This window comes from Micromonospora sp. URMC 105, from assembly GCF_051386295.1.
Classification (GTDB): Bacteria; Actinomycetota; Actinomycetes; order Mycobacteriales; family Micromonosporaceae; genus Micromonospora.
This window is the reverse complement of the sequence record NZ_JBPQTL010000027.1, coordinates 1-25,683: the sequence shown is the minus strand read 5'-3', so window position 1 is coordinate 25,683 and position 25,683 is coordinate 1. Positions and strand designations below refer to the sequence as shown.

Annotated in this window: 17 protein-coding genes; 3 read left to right on the top strand and 14 right to left on the bottom strand. The window is 74.3% G+C overall.

The features are described from left to right. Positions 1-13 precede the first annotated feature (13 nt). From ACSNN7_RS11930 to ACSNN7_RS11910, 5 genes are all read right to left on the bottom strand, one after another. On the bottom strand, positions 14-817 hold the full coding sequence (locus ACSNN7_RS11930; RefSeq protein ID WP_436680804.1) for a lipase family alpha/beta hydrolase: 804 nt from the start codon (positions 815-817) through the stop codon (positions 14-16). A 248-nt stretch (positions 818-1,065) separates the two neighbouring features. After that, entirely contained in the window at positions 1,066-1,464 is a 399-nt protein-coding gene (locus ACSNN7_RS11925) for an effector-associated constant component EACC1 (protein ID WP_436680803.1), read from the bottom strand. Positions 1,465-1,476: 12 nt separating this feature from the next. Next, on the bottom strand, positions 1,477-3,690 hold the full coding sequence (locus tag ACSNN7_RS11920; protein WP_436680802.1) for a M48 family metalloprotease: 2,214 nt from the start codon (positions 3,688-3,690) through the stop codon (positions 1,477-1,479). Between the two features lie 432 nt (positions 3,691-4,122). Next, positions 4,123-4,386 (bottom strand): DUF6244 family protein, encoded by a 264-nt coding sequence (locus tag ACSNN7_RS11915; RefSeq protein WP_436680801.1) that lies wholly within the window; start codon positions 4,384-4,386, stop codon positions 4,123-4,125. Between the two features lie 104 nt (positions 4,387-4,490). Next, complete coding sequence (locus ACSNN7_RS11910) at positions 4,491-4,736, bottom strand: winged helix-turn-helix domain-containing protein (protein WP_436680800.1); 246 nt, start codon at positions 4,734-4,736, stop codon at positions 4,491-4,493. 381 nt (positions 4,737-5,117) lie between these two features. On the opposite strand from ACSNN7_RS11910, the gene ACSNN7_RS11905 reads away from it, so the two are divergent. After that, complete coding sequence (locus ACSNN7_RS11905) at positions 5,118-5,300, top strand: hypothetical protein (RefSeq protein ID WP_436680799.1); 183 nt, start codon at positions 5,118-5,120, stop codon at positions 5,298-5,300. 220 nt (positions 5,301-5,520) lie between these two features. Here the strand turns inward: ACSNN7_RS11905 and ACSNN7_RS11900 are convergent, their stop codons facing one another. From ACSNN7_RS11900 to ACSNN7_RS11885, 4 genes are all read right to left on the bottom strand, one after another. After that, on the bottom strand, positions 5,521-6,186 hold the full coding sequence (locus ACSNN7_RS11900; protein ID WP_436680798.1) for a hypothetical protein: 666 nt from the start codon (positions 6,184-6,186) through the stop codon (positions 5,521-5,523). Further along, positions 6,187-8,727 carry an FtsK/SpoIIIE domain-containing protein gene (locus ACSNN7_RS11895; RefSeq protein WP_436680797.1) on the bottom strand — a complete coding sequence of 847 codons (2,541 nt, stop codon included), beginning with the start codon at positions 8,725-8,727 and terminating at the stop codon, positions 6,187-6,189. It lies immediately after the preceding gene. Between the two features lie 85 nt (positions 8,728-8,812). Next, positions 8,813-11,491 carry a hypothetical protein gene (locus ACSNN7_RS11890; RefSeq protein ID WP_436680796.1) on the bottom strand — a complete coding sequence of 893 codons (2,679 nt, stop codon included), beginning with the start codon at positions 11,489-11,491 and terminating at the stop codon, positions 8,813-8,815. 150 nt (positions 11,492-11,641) lie between these two features. After that, positions 11,642-12,439 carry an SGNH/GDSL hydrolase family protein gene (locus tag ACSNN7_RS11885; protein ID WP_436680795.1) on the bottom strand — a complete coding sequence of 266 codons (798 nt, stop codon included), beginning with the start codon at positions 12,437-12,439 and terminating at the stop codon, positions 11,642-11,644. A 198-nt stretch (positions 12,440-12,637) separates the two neighbouring features. Here ACSNN7_RS11885 and ACSNN7_RS11880 point away from each other — a divergent pair, with 198 nt between their 5' ends. Next, on the top strand, positions 12,638-14,179 hold the full coding sequence (locus ACSNN7_RS11880; protein ID WP_436680794.1) for a M1 family metallopeptidase: 1,542 nt from the start codon (positions 12,638-12,640) through the stop codon (positions 14,177-14,179). 275 nt (positions 14,180-14,454) lie between these two features. Here the strand turns inward: ACSNN7_RS11880 and ACSNN7_RS11875 are convergent, their stop codons facing one another. From ACSNN7_RS11875 to gltB, 5 genes are all read right to left on the bottom strand, one after another. Further along, positions 14,455-14,979 carry a hypothetical protein gene (locus ACSNN7_RS11875; protein ID WP_436680793.1) on the bottom strand — a complete coding sequence of 175 codons (525 nt, stop codon included), beginning with the start codon at positions 14,977-14,979 and terminating at the stop codon, positions 14,455-14,457. Between the two features lie 399 nt (positions 14,980-15,378). Further along, on the bottom strand, positions 15,379-16,995 hold the full coding sequence (locus ACSNN7_RS11870) for an MFS transporter (protein ID WP_436680792.1): 1,617 nt from the start codon (positions 16,993-16,995) through the stop codon (positions 15,379-15,381). 232 nt (positions 16,996-17,227) lie between these two features. Then, a complete protein-coding gene (locus tag ACSNN7_RS11865; protein ID WP_436680791.1) occupies positions 17,228-18,259 on the bottom strand; it encodes a trypsin-like serine peptidase in 1,032 nt (343 codons plus the stop codon). A gap of 246 nt (positions 18,260-18,505) precedes the next feature. Then, complete coding sequence (locus ACSNN7_RS11860) at positions 18,506-20,014, bottom strand: glutamate synthase subunit beta (protein WP_436680790.1); 1,509 nt, start codon at positions 20,012-20,014, stop codon at positions 18,506-18,508. After that, positions 20,007-24,662, bottom strand: a complete 4,656-nt coding sequence (gltB, locus tag ACSNN7_RS11855) for a glutamate synthase large subunit (RefSeq protein WP_436680789.1) — start codon at positions 24,660-24,662, stop codon at positions 20,007-20,009. The genes ACSNN7_RS11860 and gltB overlap by 8 nt, the downstream gene beginning before the upstream one ends. Before the next feature lie 147 nt (positions 24,663-24,809). On the opposite strand from gltB, the gene ACSNN7_RS11850 reads away from it, so the two are divergent. Continuing rightward, a partial coding sequence (locus tag ACSNN7_RS11850) for a GNAT family N-acetyltransferase (RefSeq protein ID WP_436680788.1) occupies positions 24,810-25,683 on the top strand: 874 nt, incomplete at its 3' end.

The window sequence follows — 25,683 nt, the reverse complement described above, 5'->3', positions numbered from 1 at the left end:
CGGCGCGTCCGGCTCACAGCGCGAAGCAGTTCGGCCGGATGGGCGCGTCGGTGAGCACCTGCCGCACCACCGTGTAGGTGGTGCCGTCCAGGATCAGGCTGAGGTGACCGACCAGCCGCAGCGGGCACGCGCTCTGGATCAGCACGTTGGTCGCGCCGTCGGCGAGCGCGGCGTTGGCGATCGGCCAGACCAGCTCGTCCTGCCAGGTCCGGACGGTGGCCCAGCGGACGGCGCCGGGGGTGTCGTCGCCGTCGTTGAGGGCGGTGAGCAGATCCGAGCCGATGGACATCTGCTGGCAGGCGACCACGCCGGCGCAGTTGCCGAGGCCGACGAACTTCAGGATGTTCGCGGCGTAGGTGCCCTGCTGGGGGCTGCCCAGGCTGACGTAGCGGCCGACCGCGTCGGCTCCGCCGAGGAACTTGACGTACCAGCGGGAGACCAGGCCGCCCTCGGAGTGGGCGACGAGGTCCACCTTGGCCGCCCCGGTGCGGGCGCGGACCTGGTCGACGTACGTCTTGAAGGCGCGGGCGGACTCGCGGATGTCGCCGAAGCCCAGCCCGGGGATCTGGAAGATAAAGACCCGGAAGCCGTCGGCGCGCAACCGGGCGGCGATCGGCTCGTACGCGATGGAGACCCCGATCAGCCCTCCGACGACGATGACCGGATTGGCGTTCGCGTTCGCGGCCGCGGCGGTGGTGGTGGACGCGGCGACGGCGCCGGTGCCGGTGGTGCGGTCGGGGGCGGCCACGGCGGCGGTGGCCGGGACGAGCAGGGCGGTGAGGGCCGCGGTGGCGGCGAGCATCGTTCGGAGCAGCATGGCTGCACCTCCGGTGGGAGGTTCCCGGGGAGCGGGGACGGTGAATGGGGGATCCGATCGATCGGTGGGACGATGATGCGGGCCACAATTCACACACGTCAATGCCAAGTTACGCGCCGGTAACCCGTTGTCGCACCGGAGGTGTCTTCCGGCAAACCAGGCAGACCACGACGAGGGCGACCACGACGAGGGGCGGCCGCGATCGCGGCCTGAAGGCGGCGGCGGCCGCCCCTCGTCGGGTTCCTCGGTCAGGCCGTCGGGTCGGTCTCCCCGTCGGCCGCCGCCGCCTTCAGCGCCCGGGTGGCCTGGTCGAGCAGCGTGGTGGCATCCGTCCGGCCGTTGACCTGGATCTCCGCCTCGGCGTCGCCGACCTGGATGCGCACGCTCACCTCGGTACGCTGCTGGTCCACCCAGCTCTGCAGCAGGTTGAACAGGCCGGGCAGCAGCGCCTGGGCGACCACCGCGATGATCACGGCGTCGCTGAAGCCGGGCCGGCCGCCCTGTCCGGCGGCGGCGTCGCGCACCGCGGCCCGGAACTCCGGCCGGCGGTGGATCCAGGTCAGCAGCGGCACCCGGGGCGGCCGGGCGGCACGCGGGGTCAGCATCATCCGTACGGGCGCTCCGGCCCGGTGCATGGAATCGGTCACGTCGTGCTCCTCCTACTGGCCGCCGGGCCGGAACGTCAGCTTGCCGTCGATGACCGACACCACCCCGACCACCTGGAACTCCTCGTCCTCGGTGAACGGGGTGGTCCCGAAGAACCCGGTGGTGGTGCCGGTCGCCCGGGCGGACCCACGGGCCTCGTACGGCGTCGACACCTGCGCCGAGGCCGGGCCGGTCAGGGTGAGTTCCACCGTCGGGTACCGGGTGATCTTCCAGGCGATCTTCTGCACCTTCTCCCCGGTGTAGTAGCGGAAGGGGCATCCTTCCGGCGCGGCCACCGTCCGGGCCGCGCAGGCGTCCAGGTACGCCTTGACGCTCTCCTCCGCCGTGGCCTGGGCCGCCGGGGCCAGCGTCGGCGTCAGCTCCGGGCTCCCCGCGTTCTCCTGTCCCGGCAGGACGTGGACGACCTGCGACGGGGTCTCCGCCAGGGCGGTGCGCTGACCGCCCACCGTGTACGACCCGGGCAGCAGCACCAGGGCGACGCCCTCCGGGGCGGACGGCGCCGGCTGGCCGTTGACCGTCAGGCCCTCCTGCCCGGGCAGGCTGAGCCGCGTGGGCGGCGCGGCGATCTGCCACCGGTGGAACAGCCCCAGCGTCGCCGACTCGTCCCGGCGCAGCGGCAGCTCGGCGGTCAGCTCCTGCCCCGCCAGGGTGTAGTTCACCGTGGCGACCGCCTCGTCGCCGTCGCGCTCGACCGCCGTGACGTCCACGTCGGTCGGTGGCTGGTAGCCGTCCGCCCCAACCATCCGGGCGAGCTGCTCGCCGTCGCCCGCCGCCGCCCTCGCGTCCGGGGTCAGCACCGCCAGGGCGCTCCGGCCGTCCCGGTCGTCCAGGGCCGAGAAGTAGGTGTCGACCGCCGCCTGCGGGCGGAACAGCAGCCACTGCGCCGTGGTGAGCGCGCCACCGCCGAGGCAGCCGACGAGCACCAGCGCGCCGACCAGCACCCAGGCCCGCCGGGAGCCGATCGGCCCCGGCCGGCCGAACAGTTCCTCCGTGCCCACCCGGGCGGGGCTGCCGTCGGCGGCCGTCGCCGGGTCGGCGGTGGCCGGCGTGAGCCGCTCCAGCCGGTCGAGCCGCAGCTCCGACGGCGGGTGGGTGGCGCAGACCGCCTCGTCCCACCCGCTGCGACCGGTCTCGAAGGACCGGCGCCGTTCCAGCATCGACCGCATGCCGGCCGCGTGCCCGGCGAGGACGGCCCCGGCGTCGGCCCGGTACTCGGCGGCCCGGACGTCGCGCCGGTGGCAGGGCAGCACGACGAACCGCATGGTCAGCAGCACCGGCCAGAAGACGACGAAGACCAGCAGGTCGGTGGCCGGGTGCGGGAAGCGGCGCATCAGCCAGGTCGGCACCGCGTGCACCAGCACCAGCGGCAGCCCGACCCCGCGGACGAAGGCGCTGGTCACCTCGTCACCGGTACGCCAGTGCACCAGCTCGTGGCTGAGCAGCGCCGCGACCTCCTCGTCGGACTCGTCGAGCAGGGCGGTGGTCACCACGATGTGCCGGGCGTACGCGCGGGCGTTGGTGAGCACCGGGTCGTCCTCGATCAGCAGCCGGGGCACGCCCGGCAGGCCGAGGCGCGCGGCGCACCCGGAGAGGATGGGGCGCAGCCGTTCGGCCTCCCGGCGGCTGAGCTGGCGAGCGCCGGAGACGCCCAGCAGCCACGGCTCCAGCAGCACCCGGCCGAGGGTGTAGACGAGGCCGACCAGGGCGGCGGCCACCACCATCCCGACCAGGCCGGTGAACAGGTTGGCCGGCTCGTCGAAGGCGTCCCGCCAGGGCAGGATCAGCACCACCAGGAAGCCGGCCAGGAACCCGAGCGCGAAGCCGGCGAACCCGCCGACCACCCCGCCGGAGCGGTTGAGGAAGGCGTCGAGCAGGGAGCCGACCAGCGGCGCGTCGCGCACCACCGACGGCAGGGCCTCACCCGACCGGGTGCCCCCGGCGACCAGCCCGAGCACACCCAGCGAGAGCCCGCCCCAGACGGCGGCCAGCAGGGCCAGCGGCAGGTAGAACCAGGCGGCCACGAAGGAGCCGAGCACGCCCCGCCAGTCCCGCAGGATGCCGGCGCGCAGCCACACCAGCGCGTTCGGGTACCCGGGTGGCCGGTCGGCGAGCCGCCGGTCGAGGGCGCCCGGCCCGGCCGGGCGTGGCCCGGTCGGCGGTGGCTGGGCCGCTGGTCTCATCTGGGGGTCAACGTCCGGGTCGCTCACGGCAAACTCCTCGACGACAGACGCCACCCATTCGCCGAGGAGCGAATGGCACCCGTTCACGGGCACGGCGCAGCGGACGGCGGCCGGGCCGACCGTCGGCGGTATGTGCGCGGGCAGGAAAGCGGTGCCGACATCCGATCAGCGGATTTCGACGTCGCAGGACATTACCTGTCGCGAATGGACGACGCCACCACGGATCAGGCGGACCGATCGACCGGCGACGCGCCCTCACCGCCCCGTTCCGCGCTCCACCAGCGCGTTCAGCCGCTCCGCCCGGGGGACGGCTCCGGTGGAAATAGGGGTTGGCAGCCCGCCGGACAGGCTTTTCCGAATCGGCCGGGAACGGGTCCGGCCAGGTCGGGACCGGAGTCCGGCACGGCACGGCGGCGCATCAACTGTCGACAATCCGTCATTGCATCCGGCGCGGCCGGGTCAGCTGCCGAGTGCGCGTACCTTGGCGATCGTCTCCTGGACCTGCTGGGTGGCGGGACCGGCGCCCTGCGCGGCCTGGGTCAGCGCCTGCCGGTAGGCGTCCAGCATCCCGATCAGCGGCCCGGCCGCGACCCCCTCCAGGGCACCGGCGACCAGTTCCCGCGCCTCGGCGGCGTCCTGCGCCGCGGCGGCGGTCTTGGTCTTCGCCTCGTCCAGCTTCTGCGCCGCCGCCGCCAGCCTGGCGATCACCTGTGCTGCGCTCACGCGCCCTCCCCTGGTCGTCCCGCGTCGTTCGGCCCCGCCGGCGGCGTCGACCACAAAGGAGGGTACGAGACACCGCCGTCACGCGACGACGTTCCGGTCGCCGGCTACCGCTCGGCGACGAACACGCCGACGCCGCCGACACCCTCGACGAGCCCCTCGATCTTGAGCGCGTTGATCGCCTGCCGGACGACGATGGCCGACACGCCGTGCTGACGGCACAGCTCGGACGTCGATGGCAGCTTGTCTCCCGGCGCGAGTTCGCCGGACTGGATCTGAGCGCGGATGCCGTCGGCAATCTGCGCCCACTTGGCTTTGGCGGGCATTGGTGTCTCCCAGGTCTGCACCGCCATTTGATCACGTGAAACTTTGTATAGCAAGCAATGCCTGGTCGACTGCTTGCGCTTACATCACCTGTTATATACGCTCTGTCTCGACCGGCTCCCAGGTCTGCAAACCGGAGTTGGTCCCTTCCCACCGCGCAGAGCGCCCGGTCGGCCGGTCCCCCCGGACGGCCGGGCGTGCCGGGCCCTGCCCGCAGGCAGCGCCCACGCTGAAGCGATCCCCCACCGAGGAGAGCCACCGGACGGGAGTACCCGATGCACGACCGACCCGACGAGAACCGCTCGGCGAACGGGAACGAGGACGCCACGGGTGGAACACCATGGCGGTCACCCGGCACCGGTGACAGCCATGGTGTTCCACCCGCCGACCGCGCCCGCCCGGAGCCGCTGGTGTCCGCACAGGACGTCGAGGACGCCGACGACATCCTGTTCGCTCATCCCCCGCGGGTGGTCACCCGGTGGCTCTGCGGCTGCGGCGAGGACTACCCCTGCCCCGAGGTCCGCTTCGCCCGGCTGGTCCGGGCCGCCCACGCGCAGGCCACCAGCACCGGCATCGAGGGCGGCGGCCGGTGAACGCCGGCGACCTGCGCAGGTACGCGGCGGAGCAGGTCGCCGACGCGCGGCGGACGATAGCCGCGCACCGCACGGAGGCGTACACCGGAGTCTGCCGCAGCTGTGGACGGCCCGGGCCGTGCGACGAGCAGCGGGCGGCGCGGACCCGGCTGGCGCACCACGACGGCACCCTGCGCGGGCTGCCGCCGCCGTGGCGGCGGCCCGGGACGCGGCGGGGCCGTCAGCGCAGGAAGCGGACGAGCAGCAGGCTGGCGCAGTACGCGGTCGGCACCAGCGCGACGCAGATGACGAAGCCGAGCGGGACGAAGCGCGGCGGGTCCACGGTGGCCAGGGCGGGCCGTCCCCACCGGCCGAGGATCAGCCAGCCGGCGGCGAAGGAGAGCACCGGCAGGCCGGCGCAGATCCACGCGCCCAGAGTGAAGCCGCTGACCAGCCCCACCCCGGAGGCGACCACCAGGACCAGCATGAGCAGCACCCCGGCGGCGGCGCAGGCGACGTAGACGGCCACCGCCCGGGCCGCCGGCGACCACGTCGGCAGCAGCTCCGGCCGGGCCGCGAGGGCCTCGACCTGCCGGGTCCGCAGCTCGGCCTCGTCGGCCAGCCGGCCGGCCTCCTCCAGTACGACGACCGGGTCGCCCTCGGCATCGGTGGCGGGGTCCGGTGCGTCCGGCGTGGCCGCGGGGGCCGCGGCGGCCGGCGGGGCACCGATCGCCGTGCCGAGCTGGTCCAGCCGGTGGCCCTGGGCGGCGAGCCGCTGGCCGAGCTGCGCGACCCCGCCGTGCAGCCGCCGCCGGCGCTCCGCCTCGGCGGCGGCGCCCCGCTCGCCCTCGCGTACCTGCACGGAGAGCTGGCGCACCGCGGCGGCGTACTCGGCGAAGGTGGACACTCAGCGCTCCTCGTCCTCGGTGCGGTGCCCGGGGCGGACGAACGGCACGATCAGCGCGGTCCGCTGCGCGTGCCGGTCCACCAGCAGCGCCCGGTCGGCTCGGGGAACGTACGCCAGGTCGGTGACGCCCAGGTGCAGGCCGAGGTCGGCGGCGGGCACGTTGAGCGCCACCAGGCAGGCCACGTCGTCGCGGTTCTGCGAGCCGCCGAGGTCGTCGGCGAGCCGGCGCAGCCCGCGCCACCAGCCGAGCAGGTGCACCCCCTGGCCGGGACCCTGGCGCAGCAGCGCACGCAGGTCGTCGTGCCCGGAGCGGAAGGTGTCCGGGTCGGTCCGGGCGAGGGCGGCGCCGGCGGCGTCCACGCCGAAGACCACCAGGTACCGCCGGGCCCGCTGTTCCGGGGCGGCGGCCAGCTCCCCGATCCGCCCGCGCAGCCCGGCCGCGTCGACCACGGTGACCGGATGCCCGGCCGCCTTGATCCCGGCGGCGGTCTCGTCGGCCGGCTCGTCGGCGGCCTCCACCAGCGGCGCCAGCACGAACTCGGCCTCGCCGGGGGCGTGCTGGCGGGCCAGGCTCAGCGCGGCGGCCCGCAGCACGTGCGCCCCGGTCGCCGTCGTGCCCACCACGGCCAGGTGCCGCCCGGGCGTGCCGTCCAGGGCGAACTGGGCGGGGCTGCCGGCCACGTCGACCGTCCGGCCGACCAGCACCGACGGACGCCGCCCGCCGGGGCGCAGGGCGGTCGCGGCCGGCTCGTCCTCCAGGTGCGCGGGCTCGTACCCCCGGAACACCGACGGCGGCGGCCAGCCCTCCGGCCGGTCGTCCCAGAGTTCGTAGCGCAGCCGGGCGACCTGCCGGGCGTCGGCGTGCGCGTCGGGGAAGCGGACCAGCAGGTCGGCGCCGGGGGCACCGGCGGCGGTGTTGACCACGGCCGTGCCGACCGCGCCGGCGGTGGCGGCGCCGGCCCCGCGCGGGCCGAGCACGGCCTCGCCGCCGGGCAGCGCCACCCGGAGCGCGAACTGCCCGAAGAGCGTGTCGGCGCGGCCGTAGAGGGCCTCGACGCCGGTGGTGCTCTGGCTGGCCAGCACCAGGTGCACGCCGTACGAGCGGCCCTTGCGGGCCAGCTCCTCCAGCAGGTCGACGGCCTCCCGGGCGAGCCGGTCGTTGCCGGCGAGCAGCACGTGGAACTCGTCCACCACGGCCACGATCCGGGGCGCCGGCACGTCCGCCGGCAGGTCGGCGAGCTTGGTGATCCCGTGCCGCTTGAACTCCTCCGCCCGGCGGCCCAGCTCCCGGCGCAGCTCGCGGAGCACGGCGAGGCCGTACTCGCGGTCGGACTCGACGCCGACGGTCCGGGCGTGCGGCAGGAACGACGGGTCCCGTTCGGTGGGGACGAACTCGGTGAAGCTGACGCCCTCCTTGAAGTCGAGCAGCCAGAGCTGGAGTTCCGCCGGGGAGTAGCGGGCGGACAGTCCGTAGAGGACGTCGACGAGGAAGACCGTCTTGCCGGCGCCGGTGCGCCCGCCGACCAGCCAGTGCGGGGTGGCGTCGTCGAAGGCGAGGGTGACCGGCTCCCGCCCGGCCCGGCCCACCACCGTCCGCAGGCCGGCCAGCGCGGACTCCGTCCACCGCCGCTCGGGCAGCAGGTCCGCGACGTGCAGCGCCGCGTCGCGCCGCACGGCCGCGGCCAGCCGCCCGGCGAGCGAGCGTACGGCCTCCTGCGGCGGGTCGCCGTCGAGCAGCACCGGTACGGCGAGCCCGGTGCCGTCGTCGCCGAACGGGTGCCCGGGCGGGTCGCCGACCCAGGCGTACCGCTCGTCGAGGCGCAGCGTGGTGGTGGCGCCCAGCGGCGGCACCTGTGCGGGCGGCGCCGGCGGGTGACCGGCGAGCAGCACGCAGACCGCGGCGGCCGGCCCGGCGTGGGTGAGCGCGGCGAGCCGGGCCAGCTCGCGCGGGCCGGGTGCGGAGGCGGCCACCACCAGCAGCAGCTCGTGGTCGTCGCGGCCGGCCTGCTGGGCGGCGCGGGCGTGCGCCTCGGCGGCGTCGAGCAGCGCGCCGATCTCGGCCTCGGTGGTGGCGGCCGGGCCGAGCACGCCGGCCTCGCGCAGCGGTCGCAGCGGCAGGAAGGTGGCGCCCAGCGCGGCGGGGTCGATGCCGACCACCCGGACCGCGCCGGGCGGGGTGGTGGCGAGCAGCCGCAGCACCAGCAGCCGCAGCAGCACCGCCACCCGGGGGTCGCGGGCGTCGGAGCTGATCGCGACGTGCCGCCCGGCGCCCAGCGGCAGCAGCAGCGGAAACCGGCCGTCGGCGGTGGTGGCGTCGCCGATGCGCACCGGCGCGGGCTCGCCGACGGGGCGGGTCGCCGGGGCGGTGGGCGCGGTCAGGCCGGCGGCGAGGCGGCCGAGCCGGGCGACGAGGTCGACGGTGCGCTCCGGCACCGGTTGCCCGGCCAGCCGGTCGAGCAGCGCCCGGGCCTGGCCCCACCGCTCGCGGGCCCGGCGGTGGGCGGTGACCGCCTGCTCGTACGCCGACGCGAGCCTGCCCACCGTCTGCTCCCCCACGACGTCCGTCCGGTCGAGGGAACCCTAACGGAGCGGGGCCGGTGGCGCACCAGCCGGGACGCGGCCCGGCTCAGGCGGGGCGGCAGGCCGGGTCGGGCGGCCCGTCGGCGGCGCCGCAGTGGTACACCTCGACCGGCTCCGCGCGCACGTCCGGCACCTCCGCCACCCGCAGCAGCGCGATCCGCTTCGCGACCGGCTCGCCGGAGTCCGGGGCGTACCGGACCAGGCCGGCGACCCCCGGGTACCCGCCGGCGGCGTTCTGCCGCAGCACCTCGGCGTGCACCCCGGCCGGGTTGACCGCGCGCGGCTCCCAGCGCCGGCCGGTGTCGGCGTGCCGCAGCCGGGCGGCGAGGCTCTCCAGCGCCCGCACCATCATCATCGACGCGTCGTAGGCGAGGCTGACCCGCTCCCCCACCGGAATGCCGGTGTCGTCCCGGCAGCGCGGCGGGTCCAGCAGGTCGTCGGCGCGTACCCAGCTGAGGAAGGTGCCCCGGGCGTCGTCGCGCCGGGCCTGCGCGGCCCGCAGCGCGCCGCAGGTGGCCAGGGCGGCCTTCGACACGTACGTCACCGGCAGGTTGCCCGGTGCGCTGGCCCGCAAGCCCGGGTTGGCCATGTAGCGGTTGACCGAGTCGTCGGCGAGCAGGTGCCGGGGCGGATTCGCGCCGCACTCCTTGAGCGCGCGCAGGAACCCGTCGAACTCCGACCAGCGGCCGGCGAAGATCAGCACGCCGCGGTAACCGCACTCCTCGGTCAGCCGCCGCCCGGTGCGCCACTCGTCCAGCCGGGTGAGCCGGTCGCCGAAGCGTTCCCGCAGGCCGTCCACCAGAGTGGAGACGTAGAGGTCGTCGGCGAGCGAGCTGCCCTCCCCGGTGGTGTGGTAGACGTGCGCCTCGGTCACCTTCAGCACCTGCCGGGAGTACGCCTCCAGCATCCGGGCCTGGTCCGAGTTGGGCGCCGACATCTGCAGGTAGAGGCTGGAGTTCTGGTCCATCCGGTCGGCCGACAAAGTGGGCGCGAGCACCGGCAGTCCGACCCGGTTGAGCTCGCGCAGCGCGGCGGCGGTGCTGGTCCGGCTCTCCACCAGGCCGACCACCCCGAGCAGGGTCGGGTCCTCCCGGGCCAGTTCCGCCAGCATGGTCACCGCCCGGCCGGCGTGGCGCATCTGCCGCCCGCCGTTGGCGACGACGATGTGCAGCAGGGCGGCACCGTCGGCGGCGGCGGACTCCTTGAGCAGGGCGTACTGGGCCGTCGCCATGCCCTCCAGTTCCTCCCGCTCGGAGACGTACGACTCCTCGTCGGCGCGGGTCCGGTTGCCGGTGAGCGAGCCCAGGTAGACCAGGGTCAGGTACGGCCGGCGGTGCTCGCTGCGCCGCCAGACCTCCTCGGCGGCGCGGTTCTGCGCGAAGATCCGCCGCTGCACCGCCCGCAGCCGGTCCTGGCCGGGATCGCTGTTGAACACCTGCCCCGCGCTGTCGCTGTAGCCGACGCACTCGCCGTCGACCATCTGCACCGTGACCTGCCCGGTCAGGGAGGGATGGCAGTCGGGCGCCCAGCGCCGGTCGGCCCACGCCCCGACGGCCAGCAGCAGCACCAGGGCCACCGCGGCCGGCAGGAAGCGCCGCGCCCACCAGGGCGGATCCGGCGCCACCAGCGTCCGGGGGGTGACCCCCGGCGGGGGCACGTCGTCCCCGCTCTCCAGCCGCAGGACGACCAGCCAGGCGGCGGGGCGGCGCAGCCGCCGGGTCTCCGGCAGCGCCTCGGCCCACTCCTCGTACGCCTCGTCGGCCTCGCGCAGCGCGCGGGTGGCGGGCAGTTCCGGCGGCGGCTTGTCGGCGACCGCCACCACCAGCAGCGGGTCGTTGCGGCCGGTCTCGTTGCGGACGTCGTTGAGCAGCCGGACCAGGGTGTGCCCGACGGTGCCGACAGCGACGCCGTCGACGAGCAGCACGGGGTACGCGGTGCGCCGCCAGTCTCCCGGCCGCCAGAACCGCCGGCGGTACGCCAGCCGCAGGTCCTCCAGGAAGGCGTGCAGCAGCAGCTTGTCCACCTGGGCGGGTTGTTCGCCGTCGCGCCAGCCGGCGGTGAGCCGTTCGGCGAAGCCGAGGAAGGTCACCGACTGCCGGGGCGCGAGGTACTGCTGCCGCATGAACCAGCGGTAGTGCCGGCCGACGAGCGGCACCCGCCCGGACACGGCGATCCGGAACACCGCGCTGGGCACCGCGCGGCGCAGCAGCCAGAGCAGCAGTTGCAGGGCGGTGCCGAAGCCCGACTCGCCGGTCACCGGGGGCTCCTCGGCGGAGCGGCGGCCCCGCCGGTCGCGCAGCCGCCGCACCAGCGCCGCCCGGCCGCCGTCGGCGGTGTCGACGTCGACGCCCAGGCTCTGGTGCATCAGCCAGTCCGCGAGGGGGTAGTGCCGGAATCGCAGGCGGGCCGTGCCGAATGCCTCCAGCGAGAGCTGCCGGTGCAGCTCGCGCAGCACGGCGGGGATGTCGTCGGCGCCGGGCCGGGTGACCGGGTCGAGCACGGCGTGCGGCACCCGGCGTCCGGTGCCCTGGCCGACGAAGCGGCGCAGCAGGCCCGCCACGTCACCGGCGCCGGCCGCGCGGACCAGCCAGAGCAGCGGCAGCCGCCGGTCTCCGCGACGGGGCCGGCGCAGCAGCCGGACCAGCAGGGAGAGCAGTTCGGGCCCACCGGCGGGGAGCCGGTCCCGGGCCGGGCGGGGCGGCCGGCGGGTCGTCGGTTCTCGCATCGCACCCCTTCGCCGAGTCCAGGGAAGCCACGGACCACCCATTGTCGGTGGTGGATGCAACACCGCGGCGGGCGGCGGTCCCGCGCGGGGACCACCGGCCGGTCGCGCAGCCGCCGCACCAGCGCCGCCCGGCCGCCGGGGCGGGTCAGGTCAGCCGAGTGCCGCGTTCAGTGCCGGCAGGTAGCCGTACCGGTAGCCGTCGGCGTCCGGGTGGTACGCCTCGATGACGCCGGAGACGTCCCGGATCCAGGGGTCGGCGGCGCAGACACCGTGACCGGCGAAGAAGGGCCGGGTGTCGGCGAAGGTGGCGCCGGCGGCCGCCGCGCGGTCGGCGATGACCGTGGCGAGCAGGTCGGCGGCCTCGTTGAGGATGGTGCGCTTGTAGGTGCTCATGGCCAGCAGCCCGCAGTAGTTCGTCTCGAACAGGCGCGGGTAGCCGAGCACGACGAGCCGGGCGGCGGGGGCGCGGCCGCGGATGGCGGCGTAGGTGGCGTCGAGCCGGCCGGGCAGCGTCGAGGTGGCGAAGGCTTTGGCCTCGTTGACGGCGTTGGTGCAGGTCGAGGTGCTGCCGAACCGGCAGCTGGTGATGACGTCGGCGAAGCCGGCGTCGTTGCCGCCGATGGTGATGGTGACCAACGTGGTGCTGCTGCTCAGCGAGTTGACCTGGCTGTTGATCACGTCGGCGGTGACCGCGCCGCCGCAGGCCGGGAACCGGAAGCTCGTCACCGCGTTGGCGGCGGCCCAGAGCGGGGCGTACGACTTCTGGCTGCGCAGGCAGGTGGAGAGGTCGTACGGGCCGGCGCCGACCCCCGAGGAGTAGGAGTCGCCGAGGGCGACGTAGTTGACGGTGGCCGCCTGCGCGGTGCCGGGGACGAGCACGACGCCGAGGACGGTGGCGAGCAGGGCGACCAGCGCGGTGACGGCGCGAGCCAGGGCGCGGTGGGGCATCACGGACCTCCACGAAGCAGGGGTGGTGGGATCCTCGTGACCGCGCGCTGGTCAGGGGGTGTGGGTCTTGTTACTAGTCGGTAATGCTATCGAAACATTTAGATCAAGAGAACAGCTGATCTCGCTGCGGGGGCGGACACGTTCACAAACGTCGATTAGGTTCGTCCTGCGAACACCCCGATGGAGGGAGTCCACCTCGTGCGACGTGTTTTCACGGCGGCCATCGCCGCCCTGACCGTCACCACCGCCGGCACCCTGGTGACCGGCACCCCCGGCCAGGCCGCCCTACCGGGTTGGGGCCGGCCGGTCCCGGTCGCCGCCGCACCGGCGCCCGGCAGCCCGGGCCTGGGCGACAGCTACTTCCCCTACTACGGCAACGGCGGGTACGACGTCAGCCACTACGACGTGCGCCTGCGCTACGAGCCGGCCACCGACCGGCTCACCGGCACCACCACCGTCCTGGCGAAGGCCACCCAGGACCTGTCCCGCTTCAACCTCGACTTCCTGCTCGACGTGGAGTCCGTCCGGGTCAACGGCTGGTCCGCCACCCACACCCGGGAGGGCACCCACGAGCTGGTGGTCACCCCGTCTCGCACCATCGCCAAGGACCAGCTGCTCACCATCGTGGTGAAGTACTCCGGAGTGCCGTCGGAGACCGAGGTCGGCGGCTACAGCGGCTGGACGCGGACCGCCGACGGCGCGCTGGCGGTCAACGAGCCCGAGTCCGCCTGGTGGTGGTTCCCGGCCAACGACCACCCGCTGGACAAGGCCACCTTCGACATCTCGGTGTCGGTGCCCGCCGGGGTCGAGGTGATCAGCAACGGGGTGCAGCCGCGCGCCCCGCTGGCCGAGGCCGGCAACCGGATGCGGTGGGGCTGGCGCAGCACCAAGCCGATGGCCACCTATCTGGCGTTCCTGGCCATCGGCCAGTACGACATCGTCACCGACAGCGCGCCGAACGGCCAGCCGGTGATCAACGCGTACAGCACCACGCTGGGCGAGCGCGGGCCGGCCGCCCGGGCCAGCATCGAACGGACGGCGGAGATCGTCGACTGGGCGAGCGGGCTCTTCGGGCCGTACCCGTTCGAGGCCCAGGGCGGCGTCGCCGGGCCGGTCGACGGCATCGGCTTCGCGCTGGAGACGCAGACCCGATCGGTGTACGGGCCGAGCTTCTGGCGGCGCGGCGCGAACACCTACGTGGTGGTGCACGAGAACGCCCACCAGTGGTTCGGCGACTCGGTGTCCGTCGCGCAGTGGCGCGACATCTGGCTCAACGAGGGCTTCGCCTCGTACGCGGAGTGGCTCTGGTCGGAGGAGCAGGGCGAGGGCACCGCACAGGAGCTCTTCGACTTCACCTACGCCTCCTACCCGGAGGACTCGGAGTTCTGGCAGGTGCCGCCGGGTGACCCGGGCGCCGACCGGATCTTCGACGGCGCGGTCTACGACCGGGGCGCGATGGCGCTGCACCAGCTCCGGCTGACCGTCGGCGACGAGGCGTTCTTCGAGATCCTGCCGGCCTGGACGGCCGAACACCGGTACGGCAACGCCTCCGTCGCCCAGTTCCAGGCCCTCGCCGAGCGGGTCTCCGGTCTGGACCTGGACGAGTTCTTCACCACCTGGCTCTTCACCGCCGGCCGGCCGACGCCGGCCACGGCCGCCCGCGCGAGCGTCACGGCCGCTCCGGAGCAGCCGAAGTCGTGGACGAAGATCCGCGAGGCGCACCAGCTCCTGCAGCGCTGACCCACGGCCCGGCCGGGCGCCCACTCCCCCCACCCGGGGGCCGGGCACCCGGCCGGTGCGCCGTTCCGGCGGCGACGCCTCACCGGGCGGGCGCAGGTGGCGCGAACACCCAGGCGCCCCGCACCGCTCGGCGCGGAAGCCGCTCGGGGCAGGGCCGATGGGCGCAGGCCGGTAGGCGCAAGGGTTGCTCGACGCGCGGACCACCTGGAGCGCAGACCGCCCGCGGGACGCTACCGACCTGATGACGTGAACGACTCACGCCGCCCGGCGCGGGGTCAGGCCGTCGGCGTCGACACCGGCGGCGCGGCCGGGGCGCCGGCGGCGGCCTCGATGGCGCGGATGTGCCGGTAGGCGAACCAGAGCGGCGGGAAGGCGCCGACGGCGAAGGAGAGGTCGACCAGCGTCCAGAACCACGGGATGTCCCGGATCGGCCCGCAGATCAGCGCCAGCGGCACGATGCCGGCGCAGGCGATCATGCCGAGCTGCACCACCCAGACGTTGCGCACCGGGTCCCGCAGCGGCCCCCAGAAGGCTACCGCCAGCACCAGGTGGGCGAAGGCGAGCCAGTCGGTGCCGTAGAGCATGAACGGGTAGCGCTGGCCGGTCTCCACCAGCCCGGTGTGCACCCGCTCGACCCAGTCGACCAGGGCCGGCAGGTCGCCGGCGAGCGGATCCAGCGCGCGCAGCAGCCAACGCACCTCGAGCTCCAGCGGGAACGCGGTCACTCCACTGAGGAAGAGACCCACCAGCACGATCCACAGCCACCGGCGGACGCGCCGCAGCCGCTCCTCGGTATCCATGCCCGGAGCGTAACGATGATCTTCGCGCCGCTCGGCCCCGTGAAGGCCGGATCCACCGGTGAACCGCATGACCTCGCTCACCAGTGGCCGGTCCCGGCCACGCCGGTGACTTGACCAGGAACGGCCGCGCGCCCAGCGGAGAAGTCACTCGCCGCTCTGAGTCATTGATGACATCAGATTCGTAGCGTCTCGGGCGGGCGATCCGCGCACCATCGAGACCGATCTGGGCGAGCGGCTGGGACACCGCTCGGGGTCGCACCGGGTGAGTTCCAGGCGCAGCCGGATCGGCGAGCCGCCCGAGGCCCGCTGCAGCGAACACCGACAGCGCCGGCGGCGGAAACGGCAGGTGCAGGAGGAAGCCGATCTCCCGCCCGCGCCCTGCCGCGACGTCGAGCGGCCTCAGGGCAGACAGTCGGGCGGGGTCACCTCGACCAGGGCCGTGCCGCCGGCCGACCGGGCGCGGGACCGGGCCGGCGCCCCGCCGGCGCAGTCGGGTACGGCCCGGACAGTTCGGCTCGACGGCAGCCGCCCCGCCCCCGGCCGGCGCATCGCCGCGGGGTACGGGCCGGGCGACGGGCTCCCCGCCGGGCGGGGCGTCGCGGCGGCCGGGCCGGCGAACGCGACGGCCGGACCGGCGAACGCGACGGCCGGACCGGCGAACGCGACGGCCGGACCGGCGAGCGCGGCGGGCCGGGTCGCGGGCTGGACGACGCGGGTGGCGATGGCGGCGACCCGGCGGGCCGGGCGGCGTACCACGGGCGCGGCCAGCACCAGGGTGACCTGGCGACGCAGCCGGTGCTCGCGCAGCCCGTCGAGGGCGACGCCGGCGGCGGCCGTGGCGACGGCGGTCACCGCGCCGGCCAGTACCAGGGTCTGCCGGGGGCCGGCGTGCTCGGAGAGCCACCCGAGCAGGGGAGCGCCGACCGCCGCGGAGATCGAGCCGGTGACCGCCAGGGCGGCCAGCACCCGACCGCGCATGGCGTAGTCGGTGTCGAGCTGGGCGCGCGTGCCGACCGTGGTGTCGATGATCACCGCCGCCGCGGCCACGGGGAGAATCACCGCGGCGAAGCTGAGCGTGCCGGGGGCCAGCCCGGCGGCGATCTGCAGCACGCTGGCCAGCAGGCCGGCACCGATCAGCATCCCGTAGCCCAGCTCCCGGCGGCGGGCCGCCACCAGGGCGCCGAGCACGGTGCCGACGGCGAAGACGGTGGAGAGCACGCCGTAGCCGGACGCGCCGCCGTGCAGCGGGCCGTCGATCATCGCCGCCATGGTCACCTGGTAGTTGCGCCCCAGGCTCCCCAGCACGAACGACAGTCCCAGCGCGACCAGCACCACCGGCTGGCGCAGCAGGTAGCGGAAGCCGGCCCGGATGCCGCCTCCGTCGGCCACCACCGCGTCGGTTACCACCGCGTCCTCGCCCCGGTCGCGCTCCCGCTCACGGACGGCGAACAGGGCGACGATCACCGCGACGAAGCTGGCCGCGTTGACGGCGAAGAGCAGCGCGGGGCCGACAGCGGCGACCACGACACCGCCGGCGCTCACGCCGAGGATGCGCCCGGCGGAGTTGGTCAGCGAGCCCAGCGCCAGGGCGTTGCCCAGGTCCTCGCGGTCGACGAGGGTGGAGGACCAGCGGCCCGACACCGGCCCCTCGATCGCCGACACCGCCCCGGTCACCAGGGAGATCACGTAGATCGCCGGGAGCCCACCGGCGCCGGTGACGGCGACCACGGCCAGTCCCGCGGCCAGCAGAACGTGCAGCGCCTGGGCGGCGATCAGCAACGGCTTCGCCCGCAGCCGGTCGGCCAGCGCCCCGCCCCAGACGCTGAGCAGCAGCGTCGGCAGAGCTTGAAGCAGGACGGTCAGGCCCACCGAGGTCGCCGAGCGGGTCTGCTCGAGCACGTACCAGTTGACACCGAGTACCTGCATCCAGGTGCCGATGACCGATACGAAACCGGCACCTGCCCAGATCCGGTAGTTGCGGTGACGCAGTGCGGCGAACGTGCTTCCGAGGGCCACGAGGGCCTCCCCGTCCAGACGACGACATGACGAAGCCGAACCCACGGCGGGTTCGGCAGCGGCCAAGTCTGCCGCGCGCTAAACCTGTTTGCGGCTTTCGTGAGCGGACTCACCGGCGAGCCGGCACCGGCGCCGGGCACGCCCTACCGGCGCGGCGGCGCACGGCACGGACCGGACGCCGACGACGGACACCCCGGTCCGGGACGGACCGGGGTGTCCGGGCGGACTCGCGTCAGGCTGCCTGGGTGCGCTGGTAGAGCGACTCGATGGCACTACCGAAGTACGGTCCCCACATGATGTTGGGGTGGTTGGTGTAGAGGAAGCTGTTCACGGAGTTCACGTACCCGAGGCCGCGGGCGGCGTCGAACTGGAAGAACCACGGGCCGCCGCTGGATCCGGGGGTCATGTCGCACGTCATCCCCTGCGACTGGGTGCCTCCGATGGTGTCCGGGAAGACCGTGCTCGCGCAGGCGATGAGGCGCTCCCCGTCGAACGGGGGGCCGCTCGGGTAACCGAAGGCGTACATGAAGGTGTTGCGCGGTTCGTTGAAGGTGATGCCCTGGGCGCCGACGGTGTCGGCGACGTCGCGCCCATTGAGCGGGTTCATCAGCGCGACGCCCACGTCGTAGTTGAAGTCGCTCCTGCTGGTCCACTTGTTGAGGGCGTGCAGCGAGCGCGCCGTGAACGTCCCGACCGGCCGGGCGCCGTTGCGGTAGGCCGGCACGAAGACGAAGTTCTCGAAGAAGCCCGTGTTTCCCTGCCAGTCGATGACGCCGTGCACGCAGTGCCCGGCGGTGACGACCATGTCCCTGTTCGCGCTGGACACGACGCTGCCCGAGCACACCCATTCATAACCCAGGCGGGTGAAGAAGACCTTGCCGGTGGTCCACGCCACGGTGCCCCCACCGGTCCACTCGATCGACGACGCCACGGCGCGCACGGCGGCCGAATCGGGGGCGGGGATCGGGGCGACGGACTTCCGTTCACCCACGGGCTGCGGGGCGGAGGTGGACCTGCCGACCACGCCGGGGGCGACGGAGTCGGCGGACCGGGCGGCCCGCATCCGGGCCGGAGTCCAGTAGTCGGTGATCCTGCGTTGTTCCGCCGCGTCGTCGGCGGCACGGTGGGTGACGACGCCGGCCCTCAGCGCCTCGTTCGTCGTGACCCGGGGGTCGGCCTCGGCCTCGGCCGTCGCCGGGGTGGCCCCCACCATCACGGACGCCACCCCCACCAGGGTGATCAGTCCGACTCGTAGGACGTGCACGTGGCCTCCCGCCAGGCTCAGGCGCTGACCGAGCAGCGCCGGTCATGAGCGGCAGGACACGTCACCACCGATGTGCGGGCGATGCGCCGGCTGCCGCCAATCGGTAGTATTCGTCGTTGAGCATCTATATGCAAGAACATCAATGCCAAGCGGCAGCCCGCCGCGGTCGCCGATCGACAGCGGCACGGTTGACCCGGGCCGCTGACCGACAGGTCAGGTCAGCGGCCCTCGGGCGTTAATGACGAGCTAGCGGGCGGCGAGGGGCTGCGCCGACGAGGTCACCGGGGCCGCGAGCGTCCCGACCCCGCCGAGGTACGCGTGGATCGCCGCGGCCGCCGCGCGCCCCTCGGCGATCGCCCAGACGATCAGCGAGGCACCCCGGTGCATGTCACCGGCGACGAAGACGCCGTCGGCCGCGGTCTGCCAGTCCGACCGGGCGTCGATCGCGCCCCGGGCGTTGCGGCCGACCCCGAGCTGGTCGAGCAGGGGCTGCTCCTCGGTGCCCTCGAAGCCGATCGCCAGCAGGACCAGGTCGGCCGGGAGTTCCCGCTCGGAGCCGGGCAGTGGGGTGACGATCCGCCGGCCGTCCCGCTTCTCCACGGTGACCTCGGCGATCCGCACGCCCTTGACCTGGCCGGTCCCGTCGTCGACGAACTCCTGGACGGCGACGGCGAAGAGCCGCTCGCCGCCCTCCTCGTGCGCCGGGTAGTTGCGCAGCACCCACGGCCAGGTCGGCCACGGGTCCCGGGCGGCGTCCCGGGCCTGCGGGGGCTCCGGGTAGAGGTCGAGCTGGTGCACCCCGGCCGCGCCCTGCCGGTGGGCCACCCCGAGGCAGTCGGCGGCGGTGTCACCGCCACCGATGATCACCACATGCTTGCCGGCGGCGTCGATCGGGGTGCCGTCGGGCAGCACCGCCAGGGCCGGGCGCCCGTCGCCGGCGGCCGCCACCACCCGGTTCGCGGCGACCAGGTGCGCCATCGCCTGGTGCACGCCGCGCAGCTGCCGCCCGGGGGTCTCCGGGGTGTCCCGGCCCTGGAGCGCGCCGCAGGCCAGCAGCACCGCGTCGTGCTCGGCGCGCAACTGCTCGGCGGTCACGTCCACCCCGACGTCCACCCCGGTACGGAACTGGACGCCCTCGGCGGCGAGCTGGGCCAGCCGCCGGTCGATGTGCTGCTTCTCCAGCTTGAAGTCGGGAATGCCGTACCGCAGCAGGCCACCGAGCGCGTCGTCGCGCTCGTACACGGTCACCGCGTGACCGGCGCGGGCGAGCTGCTGCGCGGCGGCGAGACCGGCGGGGCCGGAGCCGACCACCGCCACCGACCGGCCGGTCGGCGCCGGTACCGGGCGGGGACGCAGCCCGCCCCGGGCCACCGCCGCGTCGGCGATCTCCACCTCGACCTGCTTGATGGTGACCGGCTGCCCACCACCGATGCCCAGCACGCAGGCGGCCTCGCAGGGTGCCGGGCAGAGCCGGCCGGTGAACTCCGGGAAGTTGTTGGTGGCGTGCAGCGACTCCACCGCGGCGTCCCAGTTGCCGGTCCGGACCAGGTCGTTCCAGTCCGGGATGCGGTTGCCCAGCGGGCAGCCGTCGTGGCAGAACGGGATGCCGCAGTCCATGCACCGGGTGGCCTGCTCGCGGGTCAGCTCCTCGCCGGCCGGCGGGTAGACCTCGCGCCAGTCGCTGATCCGCACCGACACCGGGCGGCGCGCCGGCAGCCGCCGGTCGTAGCGCAGGAAACCGTTCGGGTCAGGCACGAGCCACCTCCTGGGCCGCCACCCGCGGGGCGGGCGGCACCGGCGCGGTCAGCGCAGACATGACCGCGTCGTCGACGTCACGGCCGGCGGCTTCGGCGGCCCGCATGATCTCCATCACCCGGCGGTAGTCCCGGGGCACCACCGCGGTGAACTCCTCCACCGCCTCCGGCCAGCGCTTGAGCAGCTCCGCGCCGAGCACCGAGTCGGTCTCCGCGACGTGCCGCTGGACCAGCTCGTGCAGCAGGTCGCGCTCGGCGTCGCGCAGCGTCAGCAGGTCCACCAGCTCGGCGTTGACCCGCTCGGTGTCCAGCCGGTGCACGTACGCGGTCCCGCCGGACATGCCGGCGGCGAAGTTGCGGCCGGTCTCGCCGAGCACCACCACGGTGCCGCCGGTCATGTACTCGCACCCGTGGTCGCCGACGCCCTCGACGACGGCCACCGCGCCCGAGTTGCGTACCGCGAAGCGCTCCCCCACCCGGCCGCGCAGGAACAGCTCGCCGCCGGTGGCCCCGTACAGGATGGTGTTGCCGGCGATGATCTGGTCCTCGGCCCGCGTACCGGCGGCGGCCTCCGGGTCGGCGAACGGCGCGGCGGCGTCCGGGCGGACGACGATCCGGCCGCCGGAGAGCCCCTTGCCGACGTAGTCGTTGGCGTCGCCGTGCAGCCGCAGGGTGACCCCGCGCGGCAGGAACGCGCCGAAGGACTGGCCGGCGGTGCCACGCAGCACGAACTCGATCGTGTCGTCGGGCAGGCCGGCGCCGCCGAAGCGGCGGGTGACCTCGCCGCCGAGCATCGCGCCGACGCTGCGGTGCTCGTTGCGCACCGCCACCTCGACCCGCACCGGGCTGCCGTCGCGCAGCGCCGGCTGCGCCAGCGCGATCAGCTCGTTGTCCAGGGCCAGCTCCAGGCCGTGGTCCTGGGCCCGCACCCCGCGCCGCGCGGCGTCCGCGGGCAGCTCCGGCAGGTGCAGTACGCGGCCGAGGTCCAGCCCGTGCGCCTTCCAGTGGTCCACCGCCGGGGCGACGTCGAGCAGCTCGGCGTGCCCGATCGCCTCGTCGATGCTGCGGAAGCCCAGCTCGGCGAGGTAGCCGCGGACCTCCTCGGCGAGGAAGAGGAAGAAGTTCTCCACGAACTCCGGCTTGCCGGTGAACCGCTCGCGCAGCACCGGGTTCTGGGTGGCGATGCCGACCGGACAGGTGTCCAGGTGACAGACCCGCATCATCACGCAGCCCTCGACGATCAGCGGGGCGGTGGCGAAGCCGAACTCCTCGGCGCCGAGCAGCGCCGCGACCAGTACGTCCCGGCCGGTCTTGAGCTGGCCGTCGACCTGCACGGTGACCCGGTCGCGGAGCTTGTTGAGCAGCAGCGTCTGCTGCGCCTCGGCCAGGCCCAGCTCCCACGGGGTGCCGGCGTGCTTGAGGGAGTTCAGCGGGGAGGCGCCGGTGCCGCCGTCGTGCCCGGAGATCAGGATGACGTCGGCCTTGAGCTTGGCGACGCCGGCCGCGACGGTGCCCACGCCGACCTCGCTGACCAGCTTGACGTGCACCCGCGCGGCGGGGTTGACGCACTTCAGGTCGTGCACCAGCTGGGCGAGGTCCTCGATGGAGTAGATGTCGTGGTGCGGCGGCGGGGAGATCAGGCCGACGCCCGGGGTGGCGTGCCGGGTACGGGCGATCCAAGGCCAGACCTTGTTGCCGGGCAGCTGCCCGCCCTCGCCGGGCTTGGCGCCCTGGGCCATCTTGATCTGGAGGTCGTCGGCGTTGACCAGGTATTCGCTGGTCACGCCGAAGCGGCCGCTGGCGATCTGCTTGACCGCGGAGCGGCGGGCCGGGTCGTACAGCCGCTCGACGTCCTCGCCGCCCTCGCCGGTGTTGGACTTGCCGCCGAGCCGGTTCATCGCGATGGCCAGGGTCTCGTGCGCCTCCGCCGAGATGGACCCGTACGACATGGCGCCGGTGGCGAACCGCTTGACGATCTCGGTGGCCGGCTCGACCTCGTCCAGCGGCACCGCCGGGCGCACCCCGGTACGCAGGGTGAACAGCCCGCGCAGCGAGCCGGCCTGCGCGGCCAGCTCGTCGACCTTCGCGGTGTACTGCCGGAAGACGTCGTACTGGCGGCTGCGGGTAGCGTGCTGGAGCAGGAAGACCGTCTCCGGGTTGAACAGGTGCAGCTCGCCCTCGCGGCGCCACTGGTACTCGCCGCCGACCTCCAGCCGGTCGGAGGTCTGCACGCCCGGCGCCGGCCAGGCCAGCGCGTGCCGGGCGGCCACCTCGGCGTGGATCTCGTCCAGGCCGACGCCGCTGATGGTGCTGGGGGTGCCGCGGAAGTAGCGCTCCACCAGCCGGGTGTGCAGCCCGACCGCCTCGAAGACCTGCGCGCCGCAGTACGACGACACCGTGGAGATGCCCATCTTGGACATGATCTTCAGGACGCCCTTGCCGAGCGCCTTGACGTAGTTGCGTACGGCCTTGGCGGGCTCGACGCCGACCAGCGCGCCGGTGGAGATCATGTCCTCGACCGACTCGAAGGCCAGGTACGGGTTGACCGCCGCCGCGCCGTAGCCGATCAGCACGGCCGCGTGGTGCACCTCGCGGCAGTCGCCGGACTCGACGATCAGCGCCACCTGGGTGCGGGTCTGCTCGCGGACCAGGTGCTGGTGCACCGCGGCGGTGAGCAGCAGCGACGGGATCGGCGCCAGGTCGGCGTTGGAGTCCCGGTCCGACAGGACCAGGATCCGCACGCCGTCCTCGATCGCCTCGGAGACGTGCCGGCAGATCTCGGTCAGCCGGGCCTTGATGCCGGCACCGCCGTCGCGGACCCGGTAGAGCCCGGAGACCCGGACCGCCTTGAAGCCGGGCAGGTCGCCGTCCTCGTCGATGGAGAGGATCTTGGCCAGCTCGTCGTTGTCGATCACCGGGTAGGGCAGCACGATCTGCCGGCAGCTCGCCGGACCCGGGTCGAGCAGGTTGCCCTCCGGGCCGATGGTCGACGACAGGCTGGTCACCAGCTCCTCCCGGATGGCGTCCAGCGGCGGGTTGGTGACCTGGGCGAAGAGCTGGTGGAAGTAGTCGTAGAGCAGCCGCGGCCGGGTCGACAGCGGGGAGATCGGGGTGTCGGTGCCCATCGAGCCGAGCGGCTCCGCGCCGAGGCGGGCCATCGGCGCGAGCAGGATCTTCAGCTCCTCCTCCGTGTAGCCGAAGGTCTGCTGGCGGCGGCGCACCGAGTCGTGGGTGTAGACGATGTGCTTGCGCGGCGGCAGGTCGGTCAGGTCGATCAGCCCGGCGTGCAGCCAGTCGGCGTACGGCTGGGCGGCAGCCAGCTCGGTCTTGATCTCGTCGTCCTGCACGATCCGCCCGTTGACCGTGTCGACCAGGAACATCTTGCCCGGCTGGAGGCGGCCCTTGGCGACCACGGTGGCCGGGTCGAGGTCGAGCACGCCGGCCTCGCTGCCCAGCACGACCAGCCCGTCGGAGGTCCGCCACCAGCGGCCCGGGCGCAGCCCGTTGCGGTCCAGCACCGCGCCGACGATCTCGCCGTCGGTGAACGCGACCGAGGCGGGGCCGTCCCACGGCTCCATCAGGCTGGCGTGGAACCGGTAAAAGGCCCGCTTGTCCGCCCGCATGCCTGGGTCGTTCTCCCAGGCCTCCGGGATCATCATCAGCACCGCGTGCGGCAGGCTCCGCCCGGCCAGGTGCAGCAGTTCGAGTACCTCGTCGAAGTTCGCCGAGTCGGACGCGCCCGGGGTGCAGACCGGGAAGATCCGCCGGATGTTGCCGGGCAGGTCCGGGCTGCGCAGCAGCGCCTCCCGGGCCTGCATCCAGTTCCGGTTGCCGCGGATGGTGTTGATCTCGCCGTTGTGCGCGATGAACCGGTACGGGTGCGCCAGCGGCCAGGACGGGAAGGTGTTGGTGGAGAAGCGGGAGTGCACCAGCGCGATCGCGCTCTCCACCCGCTCGTCGGTCAGCTCCGGGAAGTACGCCGGCAGCTGGTCCGGGGTGAGCATGCCCTTCCAGGTCATGGTCCGCGCCGACAGCGACGGGAAGTACGCGGGCACGCCCCGCTCGGCGCTCTCCCGCTCCGCCTGCTTGCGCACGCAGAACGCCACCCGGTCCAGCTCGAGGCCGGCCAGCGGCGAGCCGGCCGGGCCGGCCGGGGTGTCGGTGAGCCGGTGCGCAGCCAGGAAGAGCTGACGGATCCGGGGCATCGCCGCGAGCGCGCTCTCGCCCAGCCCGCTCGGGTCGACCGGGACGTCCCGCCAGCCGAGCAGGTCGGCCCCCTCGACCAGGGCGTACTTCTCCACCACCTGCCGGGCGCGGGCCTCGGCGGCGTCGTCGTCGGGAAGGAAGACCAACCCGGTGGCGTACTGGCCGACCGGCGGCAACGGGAAGTCGACCACGGCGCGCAGGAACGCGTCCGGGATCTGGATCATGATCCCCGCGCCGTCGCCGGTGTTGTGCTCCGCGCCCCGGGCGCCGCGATGGTCCAGGCGGCAGAGCGCGCCGAGGCCGTTCGCCACCACCGCGTGGGAGCGCCGGCCATGCAGGTCCGCCACGAAGGCCACGCCGCACGCGTCGTGCTCGTTCGCCGGGTCGTAGAGACCGGCCGCGGGCGGTGCCGACTGCGGGCTGTGAGGGTACGGAAAGGCCACCGGGCCTCCTGTCGTCACTCAGGAATGGATCATGGTCGGGACGACGTCGGCCCTTGGCGGTTTATTGAGTCTACGTTAGGGAGACCCGCGCAAGGCCAGTGCAGATTGATCACACCTTCCAGACTCTGGGACGTGTAGTCTCGCGCGGTGGATCCCCTGCACAGCGAAATCTTCGCCCGGCTGGAAGACTTCTACGACGCGGTCCCCCGGGACGTCGCCCGCGCGGAGGAGTACGGCGCGCTCGTCCTCTTCGTCCGCGAGGGCGTGGGCTGGCCGTTCTACGCCCGGCCCCGCCTCGACGCCACCGCGCCCCCGTCGCTGGCCGACGTGACCGCCGTCCGCGAGCGGCAGCGGGAGCTGGGCCTGCCGGAGGCCCTGGAGTGGGTGCACGAGACCACCCCCGAGCTGCTCACCGTGGCCCGCTCGGCGGGGCTGGGCGTGCTGGAGGCGCCGCTGATGGTGCTCGACCCGGCCGCGCTGCCCGACCCGGCGACGCTCACCGACGTACCCCTGCGGGTGCTGGACCCGGACGCGCCCGGCTTCGCCGCCGACGTGGCCGCCCGCCGCGCGGTCGCCGCGGTGAGCTTCGCCGCCGCCGGCACCGCCCGCGGCGAGGCGGGCCCGGCGCAGCGGGACGCCGCGATCACCGAGCTGGACGTCGCGGCGCTGGACGAGGAGCGGTCCCGCATCGCCGACGGCCGCCGGCTCTCGGTGCTGGCCGGCACACCCGAGGAGGGGGCGCTGGCCAGCGGGATGGCGATGCGGGTCGGTGACGTGGCCGAGATCGCCGGGGTGGCCACCCTGCCGGCCGCCCGCCGCCGCGGAATGGGCGCGGCGGTCACCGCCGCCATCGCCCGCGAGCTGCTGGCCGCGGGCACCGACCTGATCTTCCTCTCCGCCGGCAGCGAGGAGATCGCCCGGGTCTACCTCCGCGTCGGTTTCCGCCGCATCGGCACCGCCTGCATAGCCGAACCCACCGCCCTCGGCACGATCAGCCCCCGCCTGCTCTCCAGCGCCGCCT